The organism is Rahnella sp. P4_A8 (assembly GCF_056402435.1).
In genome coordinates, this window is sequence record NZ_JBFUHK010000012.1 from 56,399 (window position 1) to 82,126 (window position 25,728).

Genomic DNA, 25,728 nt, shown 5'->3' on the forward strand with positions numbered 1-25,728 from the left:
TCAGGGAAGACGACATGAAATGGAAACCAAAGCTGCTCAGCAGCCTGATTGCATTGGCGCTTTTTGATGCCGATGCCGGTATCATGCGTGAAGATGTTGCGGTTCAGGACTACCGCGACTTCGCAGAGAATCTGGGCAAATACACCGTCGGTGAAGAAAACATCGAAGTCTTTAAGATGGATGGTACGTCCGCAGGCATCCTGAATTTCCCTATGCCCGATTTCGGCGCAATTAACAGCTTAGGTTTTGCGACAGTCATCGCCCCCTCTTATGTCGTCAGCGTTGCTCACAATGGCGGTTATACCGCTGTCGATTTCGGTAATAAAGCAAAATATAAAACTTCCTATAAATTAATTAACCGAAATATTGACCCTCAATATCTCACCTGGAATAAAGATTTCCATGTTCCACGTTTAAATAAAGTCGTGACCGATGCCGCGCCGGTACCCACCGTGGATACTCAGGATGTGCGTAAGAACCGAGAACGCTATGTTTATTTCGCGCGAGCCGGTGCCGGAACACAATATCAGGTCGACCCCGTCACTAAAAAACCCGTTTATATTACCGGCGCTTACGAATGGAAAAGCGGCGGCACCGTGGTCAACCCAATCTTTGAACCGTCAAGATTACGCTGGGTTAACTACGGGCCGCCTGATGCACGTGCTCAGCCATTCAGTTCAGCGATACAAGCAGGCGACAGCGGAAGTCCGTTGTATGTTTATGATAACGTAGATAAAGAATGGAAAATCTTCGGTGTTTCCCCATGGGGAGGCACAGGAAAAACAGGATATGAATACACCAGTTATACGCTGGATATGCAGCTCAATTTTATGAACAAAGTGATTGCTGCTAATACCGATCCTGATGTGACCGACGTGGCAGCAGATGGCGATATTCATTGGACTGCGGCCAATATTACGCAAGGCGAAAACAGCTGGCAGTGGCACGGTGTTGATAAGCAACTCCCTTCGCAGGCCAGCAATGAAGAACTCGATGCCTCAAAAGATCTGCGCTTTGCCGGTGATGGCGGCCTGATCGTACTTGATAGCGCCGTCAATCATGGTGCCGCAAAACTGCAATTCTCGAACGATTACCGGGTGGTGTCGGCTGAAGGTGCGAACAGCACCTGGGTGGGCGGCGGGATCGAAGTCGATGCGGATAAAACCGTTGACTGGGAAGTGAACGGTTTAGCCGGAGATACTTTACATAAAATCGGCGAAGGTACGCTGTACGTCAATGCCGTGGGGAATAATGGCGGCGCGCTGAATGTCGGCGACGGGCTGGTGGTGTTAGCCCAGCAGGCCAATGAAGCCGGGGAGCAAAAAGCCTTCTCCAAAGTCACCATTGTCAGCGGTCGACCGACCGTGCAGATCGGCGGCGAAAACCAGATTACCGGCAGCGACATTTACTTTGGTTATCGCGGCGGCAATCTTGATCTCAATGGCTATGACATGGCTTTCAGCAGCATCAATCACAGTGATTCCGGTGCGGCCATTATTAACGGCAATGCAGACCAGCTCAGCACCCTGACGCTGAACAACAGCAGTAACCAGACCTTCGTCGGCCATCTCGGCAGTCAGGAAACGGCGTCGAATTTAAACGTCGATTATGCAGCGGACTCCTCCGCAGGCTTCTGGGAACTGGCGGGCGGTGCTGACCTGAATCAGCTCTCCGTGCAAAATGGCATTCTGAGACTGGCGGGTCGCCCGACTCCGCACGCCGGTAATGTAGTGTTCAGTGACGACTGGATTGATGAAACCTATACGATAAACAATGTGGATGTGGCCAGCCGTGCCACCCTGCGCGTTAACGAGCACGCCACACTGGATGCCAACGTGAAGCTCAACGAGCTGGCAAACATGATGCTGAACAGTAAATCGCATCTGAGCGGCAAGGTGGAACTGGCTTCCGGCAGTATGATTTCTGTTGATCAGACAGACAGTAAAACCACCAGCACCGACGGCAATAATGACGTGGTGATTGACGCCACTATTTCCGGTAACGGAACCCTGAAGAAAATGGCGCCGGGCGCGCTGTACATCAACAGCGAGAATACGTTCACCGGTGCCACCAATATTTACAGCGGCGCGCTGATCCTCAACGGCTCCCTTGCGTCCACCGTCACGATGGAGAAAAACACGGTGCTGGCCGGTAACAACACCGTCGCCGATCTGATCCTGAAAGATGATGTGCAGCTTCTGCCACACTGGCCAGCCGAAAACGAAAGCGAGAGCGATACATTTGTCGCGGCCACGCAAACCGTTAACGGCACAATGGCGGCGGGCAGCAATAATCTGCTCAGCCTGCGCACGCATTTCGATCCGGCTTTCACACAAACCGACAAGCTGCTGATCAACGGCGACATGATTTCCTCCGGGCCGGTGACTGTTCAGGTCACACCGTCAGGGGCGGGTTTCTTCACCGATACGGATAATGATGGCGCGGCGGATAATCAGGAAGGCGTGTCGCTGATCCAGGTGGCCGGTAAGGCAACCAAAGACAGCTTCAGACTGGCGGGGGAATACGTGGCGCGCGGCGCTTACGCCTATAACCTGTATGCCTTCGCACCGGGCCGCAGCTCTGAAGAACAGCGTGAAGTGGCAGGCAGCGGCGATCAGTTCTGGGATTACCGTCTGCAAAACAACATGCTGACCGAAGGCGACAATACGGTACCGGTCGATAACACGCCGGTTCCGCCAGTACCGACGCCGGATGATGAAGACGATGGCGAGGACGACGATACACCGGTTCCTGAACCAACGCCGGATGAAGGTGATGACACGCCGGTCCCGCCGGCACCGACGCCAGATGACGATGATAGCGGAAAAAATACGCGTCCGGCCGTTACGCCGCAGGTGCCTTCTTATCTGTCTTTACCTTCCGCCCTGCTGAGCTACAACAGTCGCGTGAGTGAAACCTTCCGCAATCAGGTTCTGGCACAGGATGATAAGAAACAGAATCTCTTCTTCCAGTATCTCAACGGAGAAGACAACTATCATTCAGCACTCGGCTTTATGGATTATGGCTACGACTACACGCAGAAAGAAGAAGGCTGGCTATTGGGTGCCAAAGTGATGCAACTGGGTAACGACACCCACTCGCTGGCACTCAGCCTTGGCCTTTCCAGCGCTAATCTCGATGTCACGCCGGATGCCGCCGACGGCAACAGCAAAACGCAATACACCACCTGGGGACTCTCTTCACTGCTGTCGTATCAGTATGTCAGCGGTTTAACGGTGGATGTAGCTTCGGACGTCGCCATCTATGACGGCAATGTATCGACTGACCTGCGCGGCAGTGACGTGGCGGATATCAGTGCGACCTCCTTCGGTGGCTCTGTGGATGTGGGATATAAAATCCAGGCGGGCAATCATGTGCTGACACCATTAGTTGGATTTGGTATTCAGCGCCTGCAAGTCGATGATTTTACGGATATTGATAATACGAAGGTTCATTATGACGATATCACCCGTCAGACTGCCCGCTTAGGGATGCGTTACCGCTACGACTGGGATACCGCAAATGCTGGTAAATGGGCGATTACGGCGAATACATTGTTCATTACAGATCTCAGAGACGATGCGTCAGTGGACATCGGAGTCACCTACAGCGACGTCAGCAACAGCTTCCACAGCGGTGCTGCAGGCAGTTCCGGGATGCTAGACCTGGGGATTATCAGCAATCCGATGCCGAATGTGTCACTGAATACCGGTGTACAGTATCAGCACAGGCTGGAAGATGAAGGGGTAGATTATTGGCAGGCTGTGGCAGGGGTGACGTTTAAGTTCTGACACCTGACACAAGGCTGTGTCCCACAAAGCAAAAGGCGCTCTGAAAGAGCGCCTTTTTAATGATGACGTTATTTAAAGCCTTTTTCACGTTTGATCAGGTCATACGCCGCCTGAATCGCCTGTGCTTTTTCCTTCGCCATTTCCATCATTTCAGGCGGTAAACCTTTCGCCACCAGTTTGTCAGGATGATGCTCGCCCATCAGTTTGCGGTAGGCACGTTTAATGGTCGTTGCGTCGTCGGTGGCATTCACGCCCAGCACTTTGCAGGCATCTGCCAGCGTCGGGCCTTGCTGCGTCTGGTGATAACCGCCGCCATACGAGCGCCCCCCCTGCTGGTGACCGCCAAACTGCTGGCCGCCTTCCATCATGCGCAGGAACTGATCGAACTGCATCCGTGAAATCCCAAGCTCTTCAGCAATCACGTACAACACTTCGCGTTCATTGGGATGCAATGAACCGTCGGCGTACGCGGCCTGGATCTGGATTTCCAGAAAAGTCCGTATCAGGTCAAAACGACCAAAACACGCAGTGCGCAGTTCGCGCATTTTCTCACGCAAGGGATAGTCAGCTTCTTTCCCGTCGCGAAAAGCACGTTGTGCGGCTTCGCGCTGCTCGCCGTGCAACTGCATACGTTCCATGTAAAGACTGGCGATCTGAATATCCGCCTCGGTAACTCTGCCTTTTGATTTAGTCAGATTTCCCATCACCTCAAACGTGGTGCGGAAAAAGATGGTTTGACGTGTCTGCTGATCGGCAAAATACCCTCTGCGTTTCGCTGAACGCGCGGTATCAAACATATGCCCTATCAGCAGCCCTGCTACAATTCCCCAGAAGCCTAAACCGGACCATAAGCCCAGGATAAGTCCGAGCAGTTTTCCCCAATACTGCATATACTCCTCAATTCGCCATGCCGTCGCYTAAAAATTGCTTTATCATAACCGGCATTTATCGTTGTGCCTAACGGCAGCAACGTAACAGGTGGGATTTAACACTAGCGCAACCATGATGAGTGAGATAGTCTCTGACCGTTTGCCGGCATGATGCCTCTGATGACGGAACACCATTTTACGTATGAAAAACAGACGTCTGAAAACACGCTTACCGACAATGCTGGCCGCCACAATCTGGTCAGTATTGTACAGTCACGGCGCAATGGCCGATCTCGCAGCACAATGTATGCTCGGCGTTCCGACCTATGACAAACCTTTGGTGCAGGGTGATCCTAATTCACTGCCTGTGACCATCAACGCCGATAAGGCGACCGGCAATTATCCTGACAGTGCGCTGTTTAGCGGCAACGTTAACGTTGTTCAGGGCAACAGCACACTGGATGCTGATCAGGTTCAGCTTAATCAAATTGCCAATCCCAATCAGCCGACCCCGACCCGAACCGCTACTGCGACCGGCAACGTGCGTTATAACGATAACCAAATCAAGCTGAATGGCCCGAAAGGCTTTGCGAACCTGACCACCAAAGATACTGATGTTCAGGATGGCGACTACCAGATGGTCGGCCGTCAGGGACGTGGTCAGGCTGACAAAATGAAGCAGCGTGACAACAACCGTTACACCATCATGGATAACGGTACATTTACCACCTGTCTGCCTGGCGATAACAGCTGGAGCGTCGTCGGTTCCGAAGTGATTCAGGATCGTCAGGAAGAAGTGGCTGAAATCTGGAATGCCCGCTTCCATATCGGTCCGGTGCCGGTGTTCTACAGCCCGTACATGCAGTTGCCGATTGGCAATAAGCGTCGTTCCGGTTTCCTTATCCCTAATGCTAACTACAGCAGCAATAATGGCGTTGGTGTCACCGTTCCTTACTACTGGAACATTGCGCCAAACTACGATGCCACGATTACGCCCAATTACATGAGCAACCGTGGTCTGCAACTGCAAAATGAATTCCGCTACCTGACCGTTGCCGGTGCGGGTCTGATGGAATTCGATTATCTGGGTAACGATAAGAAAATCGATCAGCAGTATGTCGAAGATGAAAACCGTACCAGCGATAAAACCAAGCGCTGGATGTATTACTGGCGTCATGCCGGTGTATACGATCAGGTTTGGCGCTTCAACGTCGACTATACCAAGGTCAGTGACCCTTATTACTTCACCGATTTCGATTCGAAATACGGTTCCAGTACTGACGGCTATTCCACGCAGAAATTCAGCGTAGGTTACGCGAACCAAAACTGGGATGTCACACTGGCCAGTAAGCAGTTCCAGGTGTTCTCAGATTTCGGGAACGCCAACGCTTACCGTGCACAGCCACAGCTGGATATTAACTATTACAAAAATGATGTGGGCCCGTTTGACCTGCATCTGTACGGTCAGGCGGTGAAATTCACCAGCGTGAACCCTGACAACCCGGAAGCCGTGCGTACACACTTCGAACCGACTATCAGCCTGCCACTCAGTAATGGCTGGGGAAGTCTGGATAACGAAGTGAAGCTGATGACAACCCACTATCAGCAGGATATTCCGGACGCGTATTACGATAGCAATCCGAACACCAAACTGCGTTCATCCGTGAACCGTACGATGCCTGAGTTTAAAAGCGACGGCAAAATGGTGTTCGATCGCACGATGGACTGGAACAGTGACTACACCCAGACCCTCGAACCGCGCGTGCAGTACCTGTATATCCCTTACCGCAATCAGAGCTCGATCAATACCTATGACTCGACGCTGTTACAGTCCGACTACACCGGCCTGTTCCGCGATAAAAGCTACAGTGGTCTGGACCGTATTGCCTCTGCAAACCAGGTGGCGAGCGGTTTAACGACCCGTATCTATGACGAAAATCTGGAAGAGCGCTTTAATGCCTCTGCCGGTCAGATTTATTACTTCCAGCCGCCACGTACCGGTGACGTTGATAGCGTCCTGGATAAAAATGATGATACGGGCAGCCTGGTGTGGGCCGGTGACAGCTACTACAAAATCAACAATTTCTGGGGTATCCGTGGCGGCGTGCAGTATGACACCCGTCTGGATGCGCTGGCTTTAGGCGATGCCGTGCTTGAGTACCGCGCAGACTCAGAAAGAATGATTCAGCTGAGTTACCGTTACGCCAGCCCGGAATATATTCAGGCAACGTTACCTAACGTTACCAACCCGGGTTATCAGGACGGTATTTCGCAGGTTGGCGGCATCGCCAGTTGGCCGATTGCTGACCGTTGGGCGATTGTGGGGGCGTACTATTACGACACCAAAGCACAGCAGCCAGCCGATCAGCTTATTGGTTTGCAATACAACACATGCTGCTGGGCTATCAATGTTGGTTATGAACGTAAGATCACCAGCTACGATACGGTTAAGTCAGAAAGTAAATATGACAATAAGATTGGTTTCAATATTGAACTTAGAGGCCTGGGTAACAATCAAACCCTCGGAACGAAAGAAATGTTGGCCAGCGGCATACTGCCTTATCAACGCGCTTTCTAAGCCCGAAACACGATTCATTTCGTGAAGACACGACGAATTCAGTGAACTTGAAACCCGCGCTTGCGGATTAGACAAATGGAAAAAGTATGAAGAACTGGAGAACACTTCTCCTCGGCGTGACGCTTTGTGCCAGCACTGCGTTTGCTGCCCCTCAGGAAGTTGATAAAGTTGCCGCCGTCGTTAACAACGGCGTGGTATTGCAAAGTGACGTTGATAGCTTGTTTAATTCTGTAAAACAGCAGGCACAGCAGGCTAAACAGCAGTTGCCGGATGATGCGACTCTGCGTCACCAGATCCTCGACCGTTTGATCATGGATCAGATCCAGTTACAAATGGCGACCCGAATGGGCATCACGCCAACCGATCAGGACGTGGATAAAGCCATTGCAGGTATTGCACAGCAAAACAACATTTCTGTTGATCAACTGCGCAGCCGTCTGGCTTATGACGGAATGAACTACAGCACTTACCGTACGCAGATTCGCAAGGAAATGATCATCAGCGAAGTACGTAACAGTGAAGTGCGTCGCCGTGTCACCATACTGCCTCAGGAAGTGGATCAGCTTGCCAAACAGGTTGCGGCGCAAAACGGCAGCGGTGCTGAATTCAACCTCAGCCATATTCTGTTGCCACTGCCAGAAAACCCAACTCAGGATCAGGTTGATTCTGCAGAACAGCTGGCGAAGAAAATTGTTGCTGATCTGAACAATGGTGCGGACTTTGGCAAACTGGCTATCACCTACTCGGCTGATTCCCAGGCACTGAAAGGCGGCAACATGGGCTGGGGCAAATTGCAGGAACTGCCTTCCCTGTTTGCTCAGGCGTTAAGCACCGCTCAGAAAGGCCAGGTCATTGGCCCGATTCGTTCTGGTGTTGGTTTCCACATTCTGAAAGTGAACGATATCCGTGGCGACAATAAAACGGTTTCTGTCACCGAGGTTCACGCCCGTCACATCCTGCTGAAACCTTCTGTCGTAATGACGGATGCGCAGGCGCGGGCGAAACTGGAACAGGTTGCGGCTGATATTAAGAGCGGTAAAGCCACATTCGCTGATGAAGCCAAACAGCTTTCTCAGGATCCTGGCTCTGCTAATCAGGGCGGCGATTTAGGTTGGGCGTCACCAGATATGTACGATCCTGCATTCCGTGATGCGTTGATGAACCTGAAAAAAGGCGAAATCAGTGCACCGGTTCACTCTTCGTTTGGCTGGCACTTGATCCAACTTATCGACACCCGTCAGGTCGATAAAACAGATGCGGCACAGAAAGAACGTGCTTACCGCATGCTGTTCAACCGCAAATTTGCGGAAGAAGCCCAGACATGGATGCAGGAACAACGTGCTGAAGCGTATGTGAAAATTATGGATGGGAATGGAAAATAATACTTCCGTGACAAAATCTGTGGTCATTACCCCCGGCGAACCGGCCGGGGTTGGGCCGGATCTGGTACTGGCGCTGGCTCAGCAGGCATGGCCTGTTGAGTTAGTGGTCTGTGCCGATCCGGCCTTACTGCTTGAACGTGCTGAGAAACTCGGCCTGAATATCCGCTTACGCGATTATCAGAGAGCGCGTCCGCCAGAGCCTCAGGCTGCGGGCACATTGACCGTTTTGCCTGTTAAACTCGCCGTCCCGGTGACCGCAGGTAAACTTGATGTGGCTAATGCGCCCTACGTGGTGGAAACGCTGGCACGTGCCTGCGACGGTGCTATCAGCGGTGAATTCGCTGCACTGATCACCGGCCCGGTTCAAAAAAGCATTATCAACGATGCCGGAATTCCCTTCATCGGCCATACCGAATTCTTTGCTGACCGCAGCCATTGCGACCGTGTTGTGATGATGCTGGCAACCGAAGAGTTGCGCGTTGCGCTGGCGACCACGCATTTGCCTTTGCTGGCAGTGCCTGGCGCGATTACCCGCCAGTGTCTGCATGAAGTCATCACCATTTTGCATCATGATCTGAAAACCAAATTTGGTATTACCGAGCCGCAAATTTATGTGTGTGGCCTGAATCCACATGCCGGCGAAGGTGGCCACATGGGGCACGAAGAGATCGACATTATCATTCCTGCACTGGACGAACTGCGCCAGCAAGGGATGAATCTCATCGGCCCGCTGCCCGCTGATACGTTATTCCAGCCTAAATATCTGCAACATGCCGATGCTGTTTTATCGATGTATCACGATCAGGGCCTTCCGGTGCTAAAATATCAGGGATTTGGTCGCGCAGTGAATATCACACTCGGCCTGCCTTTTATCCGGACTTCCGTTGATCACGGTACCGCCCTTGAACTCGCCGCCACCGGCACCGCCGATGCGGGCAGTTTCAAGACAGCAATAAATCTCGCCATTCACATGGCAAATAACAGCAACGATAAATAACAACAATGAATAGTAGAGTCCACCAAGGTCACTTTGCCCGTAAACGTTTTGGGCAAAACTTCTTAACCGATCAGTTTGTTATCGATAGCATCGTGTCGGCCATTCACCCTATGCCGGGCGAGGCTGTCGTTGAAATCGGTCCCGGTCTGGCGGCGTTAACTGAGCCTGTTGCTTCGCGCCTGGACAGCATGACGGTCATCGAACTCGACCGCGATCTGGCAACGCGTCTGGAAAATAACCCTAAGTTTCAGGGCAAACTGCGGGTCATCCAGTCTGATGCGATGAAAATCAATTTCGGCGAACTGTCTGAAGAGCTCGGTCAGCCGCTGCGTGTCTTTGGTAACCTGCCGTACAACATTTCTACGCCGCTGATGTTCCATTTGTTCACTTATACCAACGCCATCAAAGACATGCATTTTATGTTGCAGAAGGAAGTGGTAAACCGTCTGGTTGCAGGCCCGAACAGCAAAGCGTATGGTCGTTTAACGGTGATGGCGCAATATTACTGCAATGTGATCCCGGTTCTGGAAGTTCCACCAGAATCCTTCACACCGGCGCCTAAAGTGGAATCCGCTGTGGTACGTTTAGTGCCGCATGAAGTGATCCCATATCCGGTGCCTGATATTCGCATTCTGAGCCGTCTGACCACGGATGCTTTCAACCAGCGTCGTAAAACAGTGCGTAACAGCCTCGGCCACCTGTTCACTCCTGAACAAATGACCGAACTGGGTTTAGATCTCAGCATGCGTGCTGAAAATATTTCTGTAGAGCAATTCTGTAAACTGGCTAACTGGTTGTCCACACGACCTAAAACCCCGGAACTTCAGGAGTAGCGTTATGCTTAATTCGCCCCGCGTTTGTGTTCAGGTGCAAAGTATCTACGTTGAGTCACAGTCGATACCCGAAGAAGAACGTTTTGTCTTCGCTTACACCATCACCATCCGCAATCTGGGGCGTTTTAATGTGCAACTGCTTCGCCGTTACTGGCTGATAACCAACAGTAACGGTCGCCAGACTGAAGTCCAGGGTGAAGGGGTCATCGGTGAACAACCGCTGATCCTGCCAGGCAATGAATTTTACTATACCAGCGGCGCCATTTTAGAAACGCCACTGGGCACGATGGAAGGCCATTATGAAATGGTCGCACAAGACGGTGAAACCTTCCGTGTGCCTGTTCCGGTCTTCCGCCTCGCCATCCCTACGCTGATAAATTAATCCTCATGTCGACATATCTTATTGGTGATGTTCACGGCTGCATCGATGAACTCAAGGCGCTATTGGCGCAGGTGGATTTTAATCCGCAAAACGATGTCCTGTGGCTGACGGGTGATTTAGTCGCCCGCGGTCCGTCCTCGCTCGAAGTGCTGCGTTTTGTCAGCGGTTTGGGGGATTGTGTCCGGATGGTGCTCGGTAACCACGACCTGCATCTGCTGGCGGTTTACGCGGGGATCAGTTTCAACAAACCGAAAGACCGCATCACGCCCTTGCTTGAAGCCGAAGACGCTGACGAACTGATCAACTGGTTGCGCCGCCAGCCGGTACTGCAGGTTGATGAAGATCTGAAGCTGGTCATGGCCCACGCAGGGATCACGCCGCAATGGGATCTCGACACCGCTCAAATGTGCGCCCGTGAAGTGGAAGCCGTCCTGAGCAGCGATACTTATCCGCTGTTTCTGGATGCGATGTATGGCGATATGCCGAACAACTGGCATCCTGAACTGACGGGTCTGGCGCGTTTGCGTTTCAGCACCAATGCGTTCACCCGCATGCGTTATTGCTTCCCGAACGGACAACTGGATATGATCTGCAAAGATATCCCGGAAAACGCGCCGAAGCCGCTGAAACCCTGGTTTGATATTCCGGGGCCTTTACAGGAAGCAGGCTACAGTATTGCGTTCGGACACTGGGCATCACTGGAAGGGAAAGGCACGCCGGAAGGCATTTATGCGCTGGATACCGGCTGCTGCTGGGGCGGTGACCTGACCATGCTGCGCTGGGAAGACAAAACCTACTTCGCCCAGCCTTCAAACCGCCAGAGCGAAAAACAGCACTCTGAAATCCCGAAAGCCGTTTGATCAAACAGCGGACATTCAGACAGCAAAAAGGCACCTGCAAAGGGTGCCTTTTTATTGTCACACGGCTCGCGCAGCCGTAGGATCAGGCGCGGCGATCAAGGATTTCGAAGCAATAACCATGAGAGTTCTGCTCATCCGCATCGTGGAATTCGCTGAATGTGCTTTCCCAGTCATCCGGCTCATAATCAGGGAAATGTGTATCCCCTTCGACTTCGGCATCAATGTGAGTCAGATATAAACGATTGGCCTTCGGCAGCAGTTGCTCATACACGCGGCCGCCCCCCATCACCATCACTTCTTCCACATCGCCGGCAGCCGCCAGCGCAGCGTCAACAGACGTTACCCAGGTCACACCTTCATGCTCGCCCGGTTTAGAGCTGATGACAATATTCAGCCGGCCAGGCAACGGGCGTCCGATTGACTCAAACGTCTTTCGCCCCATGATGACGGGTTTGTTGAGCGTATTACGCTTAAACCAGGCCAGATCACCAGGTAAATGCCAAGGCATAGCGTTTTCCATGCCAATAACGCGATCGGTCGCCAGTGCGGCGATCAGGCTAATAATCATTGTGAAGCCCTGTGTAGAAAAAGGATTTGTGCGTGACCCCAAAAAAGAGCTGCCACTATACGGAAAGCCCCATCAGCCGTCGATAGGGAGACCCACGCTTTACAAAGATATAAGAGAGCTCTTACCCTGCCGGGATATTCCCCGCCAAAAGTAGCGGTTCCGGCGGTAAAGGACGCTCAAAAGCAGGAAGGTACCGCCGTAATCCAGTCGAAAATGCTGAAGCGCTCACCTGTTTTTTTGCATGGTAGCTCCACGTTGTACAACAACGCTTACACACCGGGGCGTTTACGGTACAGCCACAATCCCGGTAACGATAATCCGATAGATAATGCCCCGACGATAAAACTGGCTTTCAGAAAATTGGTGAGTGCCGTCGATAGCAATGCTTCGCTGTAGCCCAGATGCGAAATCTCCACGACTGAGATCATCGCCGTGTAGGCAGAAATGCCGGGGAACATCGGTATAACAGCGGCAACGGTGAAAACTTTAGGATGCGCCAGTAACCAGCGTGACCATCGAATGCCCATAATGCCAATCAGTATAGCTGCCAGCAGGGAGGCCCATTCGATGTTTATCCCGCCGTGGATCAGCAACATCCTCGTGCCATGGCCAACTGCGCCGAGCAGTGCGCAATAACGTAATGCCCGCGGCGGCACATTAAACACCATCGCAAAGCCCAGTGCGGGCACGGCAGCGAAAAGCATATCCTGAATCAGTGCCCATAAAAGGCTCATGACCACCCCCGTAAACCCCACAATGCCATTGCCATGACCACACCAATGCAGGTCGCCAGTGTCAGCAGGCTGGCCATAGTCCAGCGCGCCAGTCCGGTATTCACATGCCCTTTGAACATATCCGCCACGGCATTAATCAGCGGAAACCCCGGCACCAGCAATAACACGCTGGCAGCCATTGCGACGTTTGATGACTGCTGAAAAATGCCCAGCCGCAACAGCAACCCTGAAATGGAAGTCGCCACGAATGCCGTGCAGCAAAAGTTGATGAGCGGATTCATATGCCGTGCAGTAAGGCTCTGGCGTACGGCCATGGCGACGCCGCTGGCAAAAAAAGTGACAATGAATGCATCCCAGCCGCCACCATTAAGTTTGCTGAAACACCCGCAGGAGAGCGCCACCATCAGGATCATCAGCCAGCGCGGATACCGCAGCGGTTTGATTTTTTGCAGGCGTTTTGCCACCAGCTGACTGTCGAGCAGTTTATGCTCGGCCAGGATCACCGTATGTTGGACTTGTGTCACAACCTGCATGTTGATCCCGCGGTCAACATTTTTACGCGTCGAGGTCAGACAATAACCGCCGCTTAAGGTGCTGAGCACAATGGCATTGGCGGAGATCGAGCTTTCCACCCGGTCCATTCCCAGCGCGACGCCAAGCCTCGCCGACAGCTGTTCGACCAGCATACTTTCGGCACCATGCTGCAACAGCATCAGGGCACATTCGATGCACAAACGGGTAATTTCACGTTGATGATGCGCCTCGGGGCTTTCACGCACCGGGTATTCTATGACCGGATCCTGCATACCATTCACCGCCCGCAAAAAAGCAATAAGAGTGATTTAACTTACTGAGGATTGGCGTATCATGCCGCCTTCTTTTGTTCCGAACATTGACGACGGTTATTTTCATGCTTGAAACCACCCTTTTTGTTGCCAGTATCGCCTTCCTCGGCATGCTTTCTCCCGGTCCCGATTTCTTTCTGGTCATCAAAAATGCGGCCCGCTATCCGCGCATCGCGGCACTCATGACGTCACTGGGTGTTATTTGTGGTGTGATTACGCATATGTCTTACTGCGTGGCCGGTCTGGCAGTGGTGATCACCACCACGCCGTGGTTATTTGATTTACTGAAATACGTCGGTGCGGCTTATCTGATCTGGGTCGGTATTCAGGCGTTGTTTTCGCGCAGCAACAGCAAAATGAACCTCGACGGACTGGAGCCACAGCAGGTAAAACTACGCACCGCGTTCGTGCAGGGTTATCTGTGTAACCTGCTCAATCCAAAAGCGACACTTTTCTTCCTGGCGATGTTTACGCAGGTCTTGCAGATTAACTCCACCTTCGGTGAAAAGCTGTGGTACGCCTCTATAATCGTCGGTTTGTCGGCCATTTGGTGGCCTTCGCTGGCGTTACTTATCCAGAGCCCGCCGGTGCGTCGTGGTCTGGCGAAAGCGCAGAAACTTATCGATAAACTGCTGGGCGGTGTACTGATCGGTTTGGGCATTAAAGTCGCACTGAGCTGAGTTCAGAAAGAAAAAACCGGTGCATCAGGCACCGGTTTTCTGTTTTAACGGCGGCTTAGCCCTTCGCTTCAATCACCTCTTTCTCAGGCGCTTTTCCGTCAATACTGCCACGCCAGCCCTGTTGCTGACCAGAAGCCAGACGCTCCTGATCCTGCTCGATAGCGGCTGTCAGCATATCTTTCGCACGCTGCATGCTGGCGATACGGAACTCAGTATCTTCGTAATTCTCGATAGTAGCCTCCAGCATTTTCAGGTTATAGCGGCGGAACAGATCTGCCTTCTCGCGGGCTTCATACGCATCCAGCCCCAGCGCCTCCAGCACATCGCGGCCGACGCGCAAGGAGCCTTCAAACAGTTCACGTTCCGGCGCTTCGACACCCAACTGACGCAACTGATACCAGTGATCGACATCACGGGCGCGGGCAATTACTTTCAGATTCGGGAAATGCTCTTTCGCCAGCGCCGTCAGCTGAAGGTTGGCTTCCACATCGTCGATGGCATTAATCAGAACCTTCGCCTGCGCGGCACCGGCGGACTCCAGCAAATCAACGCGTGTGGCGTCGCCGTAAAACACTTTGGTGCCAAATTTACGCAGCGTTTCGATGTGATCCGGATCGTGATCCAGGACCACCGTGTGGACGTTATTTGCCAGCAGCAAACGACCGGCAATCTGACCAAAGCGCCCGAAACCGGCAATAATTACCTGCGCGTTCTCATCATCAATGGTGTCATGCGGACGGTCATCTTTCGGCGCATTGCGCTCAAGGCGCGCGGACAGTACCAGCAGCAATGGCGTCACCGCCATGGAAAGCGCCACGGCCAGCGTCAGAGCTTTCGACCATTCTACCGGCAACACACCTGCCATTTGAGCGGTGCTGAAAATCACAAACGCGAACTCACTGCCCTGCCCGATTAAGATGGCAAACAGGCCGCGCTGCTTTTTCGGCACACCCAGCCACGGCGCAACCAGCCACAACAAGGCGGCTTTCAGCGCCATAAAACCGACCAGCAATGTGGCAATAAGCAGCGGCTGATGGACCAGCGTGCCGAAGTCAATAGACATGCCGACGCCGATAAAGAACAAGCCGAGCAGCAGACCTTTGAACGGCTGGATATCGCTTTCCAGCGCGTGACGGTATTCAGAACTTGCCAGCAAGACACCCGCCAGAAATGCGCCCATCGCCATCGACATACCGGCCATTTCCAGCAGAATACCGAAGCCGAATACCAGAAATAGCGCAACGGCACTGAACACTTCACGCATGCCGGAGCGTGCCACGAAGTGCAGCAAGGGCCGCGTAACATAGCGCCCGAGCAACACCACCAGCACCAACGCACCGACCACTTTTGCCGCTGACAAACCAAAACTCATCAGCGTTGTGGCTTCGCCGGTGCTCGCCAGTAAGGGGATCATCGCCACCAGCGGGATGGCGGCGATATCCTGGAACAGCAACACCGCAAAAGCGCTGCGGCCAATGGGTGAAGCCGTCAGGCTGCGCTCACTCATCGCCTGCATGGCAATGGCCGTTGAAGAAAGCGCCAGCGTCAGGCCGATCAACAGGGCGATTTTCCAGTCCAGTCCGAGGAAATAACAGAATGCGCTGAGCACTGCGCCGCAGCCCACCATCTGAATGCTGCCGCCGCCGAAAACCGAGGCACGCATCGTCCACAACCGTTTGGGATCCAGCTCAAGTCCGATGACAAACAGCATCAGCACCACGCCGATCTCCGCAAAGGTCAGAATTGATTCGGCATCAGAGACCAGTTTCAGCCCCCACGGGCCGATAATGCAGCCCGCAATCAGGTAACCGAGCACAGAACCCAGACCCAGACGTACCGCAATCGGCACAAACAGCGCCGCCGAGCCGAGATAAATCAGGCCTTCAATCATCAGGTTATGGTTATCCAAGGCTCACCTCCGGCGGGCAGCCTTCTTTCAGACTCAGGCAGGCGGTTAAACGGCGACGATATTCTTCTCCCGCCGCTTTCAGCGCCACTTCATCGCAAATGAAGGTGTTGTGCACGGCGAAATACGGCAGCCAGTGCATGCCGCAATAAATGGCTGTCGCCTGTAACGGCTGCGCCAGCACGTCAAAATCGGGGTGATCACCCAGCTCGAAATGGTGCTCGTTACCGCCGGTCGTTACCGCCCACAAGCAATGTTTGCCATTTAAGGCATTGCCTTCATGGCCGTACGCCCAGCCGTGCTCGAGCACTTTGTCGATCCACAGTTTCATCAGTGGCGGCAAGCTGTACCATTGGAGCGGATGCTGGAAGACCACCAGATCTGCACGTTCAACGGCTTTCTGTTCAGCGGCAATGTCGATATTGAAATCGGGATAGAGGTCGTAGAGCGAACGCACTTCGACGTTGGGCAAATCACTGACTGCCGACAGCAGCCCCTGATTGGCTCTTGAATGGCGCGGATAGGGATGGGCGTAAATTATTAAAATCATCTGTGAACTCATATCGACAAAATATGCATTCATCATAAAGTATTTTTAACATTTATTAACTGCCGTAAATACGATGAAAAACAGGGCCCTCAGGCCCTGTCGATTTACATGAAAGGATTCACGGACAACTGACTGCCCCGAGATCCAGCCAGTTGTCACCTGCAACCGGCGTGACACCCCGAGTCCAGACCTTCGCTTTCCAGTTATGGCCGCCGTAAGTGGCCATTTCCCCCTGAACATAGGTGGCCGCATTGTCGTAAGGCAATGTGATATTGCTGACGAGTTGCCACTGATCGCTGCTGCGCGATGGCGGGTTGTTTTGTGTCCAGTATTTCGCCTTCCATATCAGCTGGTTGTAGCTGACGGCATCGCCGGTATTGTAGATTTTGCTGCTGTCCCAGGCAGGCACTTGCGCCGCCGCAGGATCCGTTGTCACACCACACCCGCCCGTGCTCGCCGGGTTAACCGTCAGTTGTAAGCTGGCAGACGTGGATGATTTTCCATCGCTGACCATCACACTGACCGGATACACTGTGCTGCTGGTGACCGCCGGAGCGGTAACGTTGATGGAGCTGGTGGTCAGCGAGCTGGCGCTCAGACCGGCGGGCAACGTCCACTGATACGTGAGCGGATCGTTATTGGCATCCGTCGCCTGTGCCACCAGCGCGAAGGTATTACCTGCCGTTACAGCCATGGTCGCTGGCAACGTCACCACCGGCGGCTGGTTCGCCTGAACCGCCGAGTTTGTCACCTGAACCTGCGCCGTGGCGCTCAGCCCTTGCGGATCGGTCACTTTCAGCTGGAATACCCACACCTGATCTTGCGCGGTAGTAAGGACGTTAAACTGCGCTTTGGCTTTGTCTGCATTGGTCAGCGTCACCGCAGGCCCGGAGACTTTAGTCCACAAATACGTCAGGGCTGCATTTTCCGGATCACGGGAAGCAGAACCATCGAGCGTCACGGTCAACGGACCGGTCACGTTCTGATTTGTCCCGGCACTGGCCAGCGGCGCAAGGTTCGTCGTGCCGCCGCCGGTGCCATTCCCTAAGCCTTCATGCATGGCATTTAAAATATCGCCATTATCCGCATCAATTTCCCATGCAAACAGGCCACCCAGCTGATTAGCCAAAACATATTTACCTTTCGCGACCACTGAACGGTTGTCGTCGTAAGTGATCAAATCGCCGGTGGAAGGCTTCCACAAATACGGTGCTTCAGCTGCGGCATCATACTTGTACTGCCAGTCACTGTTGGCTTTAAGTTTCGCCACCTGACGGTAATCAAGAATGCCATTTTCCCAGGTACCGGCGGTCGGGCCGGTCGCGGTCCCGGTGAAAGGATCGTTATTCTGGAAATTCTTCACCCCCGTCCAGCCGCGCCCATACATGGCCGCACCCACTACAATTTTGCCTGGCGTCACACCCTGTGAAAGCAACGCCTGCACGCCATGATCGGTGGTGTAATCGGTATCGGGTTTCGAGGCGGAGCCGTACAACGCAGTTTGGTGTCCCAGCGTCGTCAGTGAGAAAGCACCATAGAAGTCATAGCTCATCAGGAAAATATGATCCATATACTGCTGCGCGGCGCTGTAATCCACGTTATCAATTTTGTCCCGGCCTGCACTGATCGCCGAACTCAGTTCATAGGTTTTTCCGGTTTGGGCGGATAATTCATTGAGCATAGTCCGCAGCTCTTTCATCAGCTGCACATAGGTATCTCCATCCGCCGTGCTGCCCAGTGCAGGATTTTCACCGCCACCGCCCGGAAATTCCCAGTCGATATCCACACCGTCGAAGAATTTCCAGGTTTGCAGAAACTCCTTCACCGAGGCCACAAAAACATCCCGCTTCGCTTTGTCTTTCATGAAATAGAACGGGTCGGATAGCGTCCAGCCACCGATGGAAGGGACAATTTTCAGATTCGGGTAGGCTTTCTTCAGCGCCATCAGCTGGCCGAAATTGCCTTTGTAAGGCGCAGAATATTCACTGACACCTTGCTGAGGCATTTGCACTGCAGCCCAGGGATCATGGATCGCGACTTTAAAATCCTGACGCCCTGCACAGGCGCGTTGCAAGGCCTGAAAACTGCCCTCAATGCTTTTTAAGCTGTCGTTAATCCCATCCCCGCCGCAAATCGGCGTAAAGCCGTACAGGATATGAGTCAGGTTCTGCGCAGGGATTTTATCCACCGGGAACCCGCGACCGTACACGCCCCACTCGACAAAATAAGCGCCTACGACCTTGCCGGATTTATTGTTATAAGGCTGGTTGTTTTCCTTCAGCGTGCTGGTCAATGGTAGCAAATGGCTGCCATCGGTATCCGCCACTACAATTTGTTTGGCGTCACTGGTGGTACAGCCTTCGCTGTTACATAACGCAACCTGCAACTGATAGCGCCCGCCTTTATTGACAGCAAACGTGGCGCTGCCCGTTGCGCCGGAAGGGCCGCTCCAGACCTGCGCACCGTTCAGTAACACTTTGGCCGTCTGCCCCGCATCGCCGGTCCACAAATTCCAGGTGACGGTGACATCCGCCGCATTCTTTACAGTGACCAGTTGATTGTAGGCCGAGGCGGACTGATTGATATCAATGATGGCAAAGGTGGTTTCATCCGCACCGAGTGTCGGCTTTCCGGGAAGTGCCGCCTGTGAGACCGGCGCAAGAACCGCGCCGATGAGTAAAGCCAGAAGGGTGACAGGTGTTTTGTACATGTGAAATTCCTCATTTTGACTGAAAGCGCTGCAAGAAGGGTTAATTCTCGATGTGAACTAACCCAAGCTCCGAGTATAAAATCAGGAACAAAAACATAACAAYAATTAAACATTAAAACATCATGACACCCATCACATTAACACAAATATCGATCTAAAATAATAACTTATGATAAATTCACTTTCATATGAAGACTTTCATACATAAAAAATATAATTTTAATGATAAACATATTTAATGATTATATTTAACATTTTAGCCAAACACATATAAAAAGACGCCCGCCCCTTGCGGGAGCGGGCGTCTTAACGACCGGATGGAAACAGAAGATACTTATTTGCTGATTTTGGCGTGCATTTCCTGCACCGAAATCACCTGTTCAGTCGGGTCAGAAGATAATGCCATTGCCGTCGCGAAACCACCGTTCAGCGTAGTGTCGTAATGCACTTTGTATTGCAGCGCACTGCGACGGATAAGCTTGGAGTCTTCAATCGCCTGACGACCCGCCGTGGTGTTCACGATATACACATATTCGCCGTTCTTGATACGGTCCTGAATATGCGGACGGCCTTCATGCACCTTGTTGACCAGACGCGGGTTAATCCCGGCTTCGCCCAGCACTACCGCAGTACCGTGAGTCGCATCCAGCTCGAAACCGCGTTTCAGCAGTTTCGCGGCCAGATCCACCACACGGCCTTTGTCGCCTTCACGAACCGACAACAGTGCGCGTCCGGCTTTCTTCATGCCGGAGTTGCTTCCCAGTTGCGCTTTGGCAAAGGCTTCTGCGAAGGTACGGCCAACGCCCATCACTTCACCGGTAGAACGCATTTCCGGCCCAAGAATCGGGTCAACGCCAGGGAATTTGTTGAACGGCAACACCACTTCTTTCACGGAGTAGTAAGGCGGGATGACTTCTTCGGTAATGCCCTGCTCTGCCAGAGTCTGACCTGCCATCACGCGAGCCGCAACTTTCGCCAGTGGTACACCGGTCGCTTTAGAGACGAACGGAACGGTACGTGCAGCACGCGGGTTGACTTCAATCAGGTAGACTTCGTTGTTCTTCACGGCGAACTGGACGTTCATCAGGCCGCGAACGCTCAGCTCGAAGGCCAGTTTCTCGACCTGCTGACGCATCACATCCTGAATCTCTTTGCTCAGCGTGTAGCACGGCAGCGAACATGCAGAGTCACCGGAGTGAACGCCCGCCTGTTCGATGTGCTCCATGATACCGCCAATCAGCACGCGCTCACCGTCGCAGATAGCATCAACGTCAACTTCTACGGCGTCGTCAAGGAAACGGTCCAGCAGAACCGGTGCGTCGTTCGACACGCTGACGGCGTTCTGGAAGTAACGGCGCAGGTCGATTTCGTCGTATACGATTTCCATCGCGCGGCCACCCAGAACATAAGACGGACGTACCACCAGCGGATAACCGATACCCGCAGCTTTCTCAACAGCCTGTTCGATAGTCGCGACTGTGGCGTTTGCCGGTTGTTTCAGGCCCAGACGGTTAACCGCCTGCTGGAAACGTTCACGGTCTTCGGCGCGGTCGATGGCATCCGGGCTGGTGCCGATAATTGGCACGCCAGCGGCTTCCAGTTCACGCGCCAGTTTCAGCGGAGTCTGGCCGCCGTACTGAACAATCACGCCTTTCGGCTGCTCGATACGCACGATTTCCAGCACGTCTTCCAGGGTGACGGATTCGAAGTACAGGCGGTCAGAGGTGTCGTAATCGGTAGATACAGTTTCCGGGTTACAGTTAACCATGATGGTTTCGTAACCGTCCTCACGCAGCGCCAGCGAGGCGTGTACGCAGCAATAATCGAACTCGATACCCTGACCGATACGGTTTGGACCACCGCCCAGCACCATGATTTTTGGCTTATCATTAGTCGGGTTAGATTCACACTCTTCTTCATACGTGGAGTACATGTAGGCGGTATCGGTAGAGAATTCCGCCGCACAGGTATCAACACGTTTGTAGACCGGGTGCAGGTTGTATTTGTGACGCAGTTTGCGCACTTCGCTTTCTGACACGCCGACCAGTTTAGCCAGACGCAGATCCGCAAAGCCTTTACGCTTGAGCATGCGCAGGTAGTCGTGGGTCAGAATGTTGAAGCCGCCCTCGGCCACTTCATTTTCCAGTTTTACCAGCTCTTCAATCTGCACCAGGAACCAGCGGTCCACGTTGGTCAGGTTGAAGATGCCGTCAACAGACATCCCGGCACGGAAAGCATCAGCGATATACCAGATACGCTCGGCACCGGCTTCTTTCAGTTCACGACGAATTTTGGTCAGCGCTTCCGGATCATCCAGACTCACTTTCGGGTCGAAACCGCTCGCGCCGACTTCCAGGCCGCGCAAGGCTTTTTGCAGAGATTCCTGCTGTGTACGACCAATCGCCATCACTTCGCCGACAGATTTCATCTGCGTGGTCAGACGGTCGTTGGCACCGGCAAATTTCTCGAAGTTGAAGCGAGGGATTTTAGTCACAACGTAGTCGATAGAAGGTTCAAACGACGCTGGCGTTTTGCCGCCGGTGATATCGTTCATCAACTCATCGAGGGTGTAACCCACCGCCAGTTTCGCCGCCACTTTAGCAATCGGGAAACCGGTCGCTTTGGAGGCCAGGGCTGAGGAACGGGAGACACGCGGGTTCATTTCGATAACAATCAGACGACCATTTTTCGGGTTCACCGAGAACTGAACGTTGGAGCCACCGGTTTCTACGCCGATTTCACGCAGCACCGCCATCGAGGCGTTACGCATGATTTGGTATTCTTTGTCGGTCAGGGTCTGCGCTGGCGCCACGGTGATGGAGTCACCGGTGTGGATGCCCATCGCATCGAAGTTTTCAATGGAGCAGACGATGATGCAGTTGTCGTTTTTATCACGCACCACTTCCATCTCGTACTCTTTCCAGCCAATCAGCGACTCATCAATCAGCAGCTCTTTGGTCGGGGAAAGATCCAGCCCGCGTTCGCAAATCTCTTCGAACTCTTCACGGTTGTACGCAATACCGCCACCGGTGCCGCCCATAGTGAATGACGGACGGATGATGCACGGAAAGCCAACGTCAGCGGCAACCGCCAGCGCTTCTTCCATCGTGTGTGCAATACCGGAACGTGCGGTGTCGAGGCCGATTTTTTTCATCGCCACGTCGAAACGGCGACGATCTTCGGCTTTATCAATGGCGTCTGCGGTCGCGCCAATCATGGTCACACCGAATTCTTCCAGCACGCCCTGACGTTCCAGTTCCAGTGCACAGTTCAGTGCGGTCTGGCCGCCCATGGTTGGCAGCACGGCATCGGGACGTTCTTTTTCGATAATTTTGCGCACAACTTCCCAGTGGATCGGCTCGATGTAAGTCGCATCCGCCATTTCAGGGTCAGTCATGATCGTTGCCGGGTTGGAGTTCACCAGAATGACGCGGTAACCCTCTTCACGCAGCGCTTTACACGCCTGTGCGCCGGAGTAGTCAAATTCACAAGCCTGGCCGATAACAATCGGGCCGGCGCCCAGAATCAGGATGCTTTTTATGTCTGTACGTTTTGGCATTTTTTATTCGCTCCTGTTATCTGGCGTTGTTTGTGCGAAAAGCTTCAATCAGTTCGATAAAGTGGTCAAACAGCGGTGCCGCATCGTGCGGGCCTGGGCTCGCTTCAGGGTGGCCCTGGAAGCTGAACGCCGCTTTATCGGTACGGTGGATACCCTGCACCGTATGGTCAAACAATGATTTGTGCGTCACGCGCAGATTGGCTGGCAGGCCGGATTCATCAACCGCAAAGCCGTGGTTCTGTGCGGTGATCATCACGATATTTTTATCGAGATCTTTTACCGGATGGTTACCGCCGTGGTGGCCGAGTTTCATTTTCACGGTCTTCGCGCCGCTGGCGAGTGCCAGTAACTGATGGCCGAGGCAGATACCGAAGACCGGTATGTCGGTTTCCAGGAAGGTTTTGATGGCGGCGATGGCGTAATCACAAGGCTCCGGATCGCCCGGGCCGTTGGACAGGAAGATGCCGTCCGGATTCATTTTCAGGACGTCTTCTGCCGGAGTCTGTGCAGGAACGACCGTCAGGCGGCATCCGCGATCCACCAGCATGCGCAGGATATTGCGTTTCGCGCCGTAGTCATAAGCCACCACGTGGAATGGCAAGTCTTCGGCTTTTTTTGCTTCAGGCAGTTCGCCTTCCAGAGTCCAGCTACCTTGTTGCCAGCGGTAAGATTCCGTCGTGGTCACTTCTTTCGCCAGATCCATGCCTTTCAGGCCCGGGAATGCTTTGGCTTTTTGCAGCGCCAGTTCAGCATCCGGTGAATCGCCCGCGATAATACAGCCGTTCTGTGCGCCTTTTTCGCGTAACAGACGGGTCAGTTTGCGGGTATCAATATCGGCGATGGCAACAATATTGTTGCGCTTGAGGTAATCAGAAAGATTTTCTTCACTGCGGTAGTTGCTGGCTATCAGGGGTAAATCGCGGATGACCAGACCTTGAGCATGTACTGCGGAGGATTCTTCATCAGCGGCATTGGTGCCGACATTACCGATATGGGGATAAGTGAGAGTGACAATCTGGCGGGAATAGGAAGGATCAGTGAGGATTTCTTGATAACCGGTCATCGACGTATTGAAGACCACTTCCCCCACTGCCGCCCCTTCTGCCCCGATGGCCCGACCGTGGAATTGGGTTCCGTCTTCCAGAACCAATAGCGCTGACTTTATCAAAGCATCCTCCAAGAATAATAAATCACAATATCTGCATATTAATTCAGATAACCCGATCTAAATCAATGCAAAAATCGCTCCCGAAGCCAATTTTTGGCAAATTGCGCGCATTCTAATGATGGCAGTTCGGTTTGTCTACCAAAAGCGCCAATATTTCTCTGTTTTTCGCACAACTCAGTGAAAACGGACTCTCACTGCCATAAAAACACAGCCTAAGTCAGTATAGTAACCGTTTGCGGAAGAGGATGTCTGAAAAATGACGAAGAAAGGAGTTTTGTTACAGCTCAGGGAAACAAGGGAGTACAAAAAACAAACAATACAGCAAGAGAAATCGGGGTAAAGTTAGTAAAATACAGGATTCAAAATCAAAACAAACCCAAATAGCCATTTTAAATAAAAAAGAGAAGGGCAATCAAGGAACTGCCCTTTTATCAAAAGATTATGACCAAAACAACCACATCACATCTAAAACGTTGACTACAAATCTTCTAAACCAAGGACATCCCGCATGTCATAAAGACCACTTTTATGCGAGAAAAGCCACTTTCCTGCACGAACTGCGCCATTTGCGAAGGTCATACGGCTGGAAGCCTTATGGGTAATCTCAACACGCTCCCCGATATCGGCAAACATCGCGGTATGTTCACCGACGATATCGCCGGCACGAATGGTGGCAAAACCAATACTTTTTGGATCACGTTCACCGGTATGACCTTCACGGGCATACACCGCACAATCTTTCAGATCACGCCCTAACGCATCAGCAATCGCTTCACCCATTGCCAGTGCTGTGCCTGATGGTGCATCAACTTTATGACGGTGGTGCGCTTCCACGATTTCAATATCCGTGTAATCGCCCATGACTTTGGCCGCTTTTTCCAGCAGCTTGAGGACAACATTCACGCCCACGCTGAAGTTGGCCGCAAAAACCACCGGAATGACCTCAGAAGCCTGCTTAATTGCAGCCTTACCGGCATCGTCAAAGCCCGTAGTGCCGATAATCATACCTTTATGGTGTTTCTGGCAAAATTCCAGATGAGCCAGGGTGCCTTCCGGACGGGTGAAGTCGATCAAAATATCGAAGTCATTCTTCACGGCATCCAGATTGTCATGCACTTTAATGCCAGCAGTACCCACGCCAGCCAGTTCACCCGCATCGGTGCCCACTAAGGAAGAACCGGTACGTTCAAGCGCTGCGCCCAACACCACGCCTTCGGCGTCAGAGATGGCCTGAATCAGCTGCCGGCCCATACGGCCACCCGCGCCAACAACAGCCATGCGAATATCAGCGTTACTCATAATTACTCTCTTCTTTT

The 25,728-nt window shown here is 52.8% G+C and carries 18 protein-coding genes; 8 read left to right on the top strand and 10 right to left on the bottom strand.

Annotated features, from left to right (window positions below; translation table 11 throughout):
* Positions 1 to 14: 14 nt before the first annotated feature.
* Positions 15 to 3,791 (top strand): S6 family peptidase, encoded by a 3,777-nt coding sequence (locus AC1DUO_RS09155; protein ID WP_119262115.1) that lies wholly within the window; start codon positions 15 to 17, stop codon positions 3,789 to 3,791.
* 68 nt (positions 3,792 to 3,859) lie between these two features.
* Here AC1DUO_RS09155 and djlA read toward each other — a convergent pair whose 3' ends face one another.
* Complete coding sequence (djlA, locus tag AC1DUO_RS09160; RefSeq protein ID WP_013577040.1) at positions 3,860 to 4,681, bottom strand: co-chaperone DjlA; 822 nt, start codon at positions 4,679 to 4,681, stop codon at positions 3,860 to 3,862.
* A gap of 181 nt (positions 4,682 to 4,862) precedes the next feature.
* Between djlA and lptD the strand changes: the two genes are divergently transcribed.
* From lptD to apaH, 6 genes are all read left to right on the top strand, one after another.
* A complete protein-coding gene (lptD, locus tag AC1DUO_RS09165; protein WP_013577041.1) occupies positions 4,863 to 7,238 on the top strand; it encodes an LPS assembly protein LptD in 2,376 nt (791 codons plus the stop codon).
* A gap of 86 nt (positions 7,239 to 7,324) precedes the next feature.
* Positions 7,325 to 8,620 (top strand): peptidylprolyl isomerase SurA, encoded by a 1,296-nt coding sequence (surA, locus tag AC1DUO_RS09170; protein ID WP_013577042.1) that lies wholly within the window; start codon positions 7,325 to 7,327, stop codon positions 8,618 to 8,620.
* On the top strand, positions 8,610 to 9,617 hold the full coding sequence (gene pdxA / locus AC1DUO_RS09175) for a 4-hydroxythreonine-4-phosphate dehydrogenase PdxA (RefSeq protein ID WP_119262258.1): 1,008 nt from the start codon (positions 8,610 to 8,612) through the stop codon (positions 9,615 to 9,617). Before surA ends, pdxA begins: the two co-directional genes overlap by 11 nt.
* Before the next feature lie 5 nt (positions 9,618 to 9,622).
* A complete protein-coding gene (rsmA, locus tag AC1DUO_RS09180; protein WP_013577044.1) occupies positions 9,623 to 10,450 on the top strand; it encodes a 16S rRNA (adenine(1518)-N(6)/adenine(1519)-N(6))-dimethyltransferase RsmA in 828 nt (275 codons plus the stop codon).
* 4 nt (positions 10,451 to 10,454) lie between these two features.
* Positions 10,455 to 10,832 (top strand): Co2+/Mg2+ efflux protein ApaG, encoded by a 378-nt coding sequence (gene apaG, locus AC1DUO_RS09185; protein ID WP_013577045.1) that lies wholly within the window; start codon positions 10,455 to 10,457, stop codon positions 10,830 to 10,832.
* 5 nt (positions 10,833 to 10,837) lie between these two features.
* Entirely contained in the window at positions 10,838 to 11,692 is an 855-nt protein-coding gene (apaH, locus tag AC1DUO_RS09190) for a bis(5'-nucleosyl)-tetraphosphatase (symmetrical) ApaH (RefSeq protein WP_013577046.1), read from the top strand.
* 82 nt (positions 11,693 to 11,774) lie between these two features.
* On the opposite strand, the gene folA is transcribed toward apaH, so the two are convergent.
* The 3 genes from folA to AC1DUO_RS09205 form a co-directional block, all read right to left on the bottom strand.
* Entirely contained in the window at positions 11,775 to 12,260 is a 486-nt protein-coding gene (gene folA, locus AC1DUO_RS09195) for a type 3 dihydrofolate reductase (RefSeq protein ID WP_013577047.1), read from the bottom strand.
* Between the two features lie 269 nt (positions 12,261 to 12,529).
* Complete coding sequence (locus tag AC1DUO_RS09200; protein ID WP_037033453.1) at positions 12,530 to 12,994, bottom strand: threonine/serine exporter; 465 nt, start codon at positions 12,992 to 12,994, stop codon at positions 12,530 to 12,532.
* A complete protein-coding gene (locus tag AC1DUO_RS09205) occupies positions 12,991 to 13,800 on the bottom strand; it encodes a threonine/serine exporter family protein (RefSeq protein WP_037033454.1) in 810 nt (269 codons plus the stop codon). Before AC1DUO_RS09205 ends, AC1DUO_RS09200 begins: the two co-directional genes overlap by 4 nt.
* A gap of 104 nt (positions 13,801 to 13,904) precedes the next feature.
* On the opposite strand from AC1DUO_RS09205, the gene AC1DUO_RS09210 reads away from it, so the two are divergent.
* Positions 13,905 to 14,519, top strand: coding sequence for a LysE family translocator (locus tag AC1DUO_RS09210; protein WP_013577050.1), 615 nt, complete (start codon positions 13,905 to 13,907; stop codon positions 14,517 to 14,519).
* Positions 14,520 to 14,574: 55 nt separating this feature from the next.
* Here the strand turns inward: AC1DUO_RS09210 and kefC are convergent, their stop codons facing one another.
* The 6 genes from kefC to dapB form a co-directional block, all read right to left on the bottom strand.
* Positions 14,575 to 16,428: a glutathione-regulated potassium-efflux system protein KefC gene (kefC, locus tag AC1DUO_RS09215; RefSeq protein WP_112151002.1), complete on the bottom strand. Its 1,854-nt coding sequence runs from the start codon at positions 16,426 to 16,428 to the stop codon at positions 14,575 to 14,577.
* Entirely contained in the window at positions 16,421 to 16,975 is a 555-nt protein-coding gene (gene kefF, locus AC1DUO_RS09220) for a glutathione-regulated potassium-efflux system oxidoreductase KefF (protein WP_013577052.1), read from the bottom strand. The genes kefC and kefF overlap by 8 nt, the downstream gene beginning before the upstream one ends.
* A gap of 118 nt (positions 16,976 to 17,093) precedes the next feature.
* Complete coding sequence (locus AC1DUO_RS09225) at positions 17,094 to 19,685, bottom strand: glycosyl hydrolase family 18 protein (RefSeq protein ID WP_013577053.1); 2,592 nt, start codon at positions 19,683 to 19,685, stop codon at positions 17,094 to 17,096.
* Positions 19,686 to 20,019: 334 nt separating this feature from the next.
* Positions 20,020 to 23,244, bottom strand: coding sequence for a carbamoyl-phosphate synthase large subunit (gene carB / locus AC1DUO_RS09230; protein ID WP_037033457.1), 3,225 nt, complete (start codon positions 23,242 to 23,244; stop codon positions 20,020 to 20,022).
* Between the two features lie 16 nt (positions 23,245 to 23,260).
* On the bottom strand, positions 23,261 to 24,412 hold the full coding sequence (carA, locus tag AC1DUO_RS09235) for a glutamine-hydrolyzing carbamoyl-phosphate synthase small subunit (RefSeq protein ID WP_119262116.1): 1,152 nt from the start codon (positions 24,410 to 24,412) through the stop codon (positions 23,261 to 23,263).
* A gap of 477 nt (positions 24,413 to 24,889) precedes the next feature.
* Positions 24,890 to 25,711, bottom strand: coding sequence for a 4-hydroxy-tetrahydrodipicolinate reductase (dapB, locus tag AC1DUO_RS09240; RefSeq protein WP_013577056.1), 822 nt, complete (start codon positions 25,709 to 25,711; stop codon positions 24,890 to 24,892).
* Positions 25,712 to 25,728: the final 17 nt, after the last annotated feature.

Excerpts from the sequence above, each read along its gene's own strand:
- AC1DUO_RS09155 (WP_119262115.1), top strand. The coding sequence starts at position 15 with ATGAAATGGAAACCAAAGCTGCTCAGCAGCCTGATTGCATTGGCGCTT.
- djlA (WP_013577040.1), bottom strand. The coding sequence starts at position 4,681 with ATGCAGTATTGGGGAAAACTGCTCGGACTTATCCTGGGCTTATGGTCC.
- lptD (WP_013577041.1), top strand. The coding sequence starts at position 4,863 with ATGAAAAACAGACGTCTGAAAACACGCTTACCGACAATGCTGGCCGCC.
- surA (WP_013577042.1), top strand. The coding sequence starts at position 7,325 with ATGAAGAACTGGAGAACACTTCTCCTCGGCGTGACGCTTTGTGCCAGC.
- pdxA (WP_119262258.1), top strand. The coding sequence starts at position 8,610 with ATGGAAAATAATACTTCCGTGACAAAATCTGTGGTCATTACCCCCGGC.
- rsmA (WP_013577044.1), top strand. The coding sequence starts at position 9,623 with ATGAATAGTAGAGTCCACCAAGGTCACTTTGCCCGTAAACGTTTTGGG.
- apaG (WP_013577045.1), top strand. The coding sequence starts at position 10,455 with ATGCTTAATTCGCCCCGCGTTTGTGTTCAGGTGCAAAGTATCTACGTT.
- apaH (WP_013577046.1), top strand. The coding sequence starts at position 10,838 with ATGTCGACATATCTTATTGGTGATGTTCACGGCTGCATCGATGAACTC.
- folA (WP_013577047.1), bottom strand. The coding sequence starts at position 12,260 with ATGATTATTAGCCTGATCGCCGCACTGGCGACCGATCGCGTTATTGGC.
- AC1DUO_RS09200 (WP_037033453.1), bottom strand. The coding sequence starts at position 12,994 with ATGAGCCTTTTATGGGCACTGATTCAGGATATGCTTTTCGCTGCCGTG.
- AC1DUO_RS09205 (WP_037033454.1), bottom strand. The coding sequence starts at position 13,800 with ATGCAGGATCCGGTCATAGAATACCCGGTGCGTGAAAGCCCCGAGGCG.
- AC1DUO_RS09210 (WP_013577050.1), top strand. The coding sequence starts at position 13,905 with ATGCTTGAAACCACCCTTTTTGTTGCCAGTATCGCCTTCCTCGGCATG.
- kefF (WP_013577052.1), bottom strand. The coding sequence starts at position 16,975 with ATGATTTTAATAATTTACGCCCATCCCTATCCGCGCCATTCAAGAGCC.
- AC1DUO_RS09225 (WP_013577053.1), bottom strand. The coding sequence starts at position 19,685 with ATGTACAAAACACCTGTCACCCTTCTGGCTTTACTCATCGGCGCGGTT.
- carB (WP_037033457.1), bottom strand. The coding sequence starts at position 23,244 with ATGCCAAAACGTACAGACATAAAAAGCATCCTGATTCTGGGCGCCGGC.
- dapB (WP_013577056.1), bottom strand. The coding sequence starts at position 25,711 with ATGAGTAACGCTGATATTCGCATGGCTGTTGTTGGCGCGGGTGGCCGT.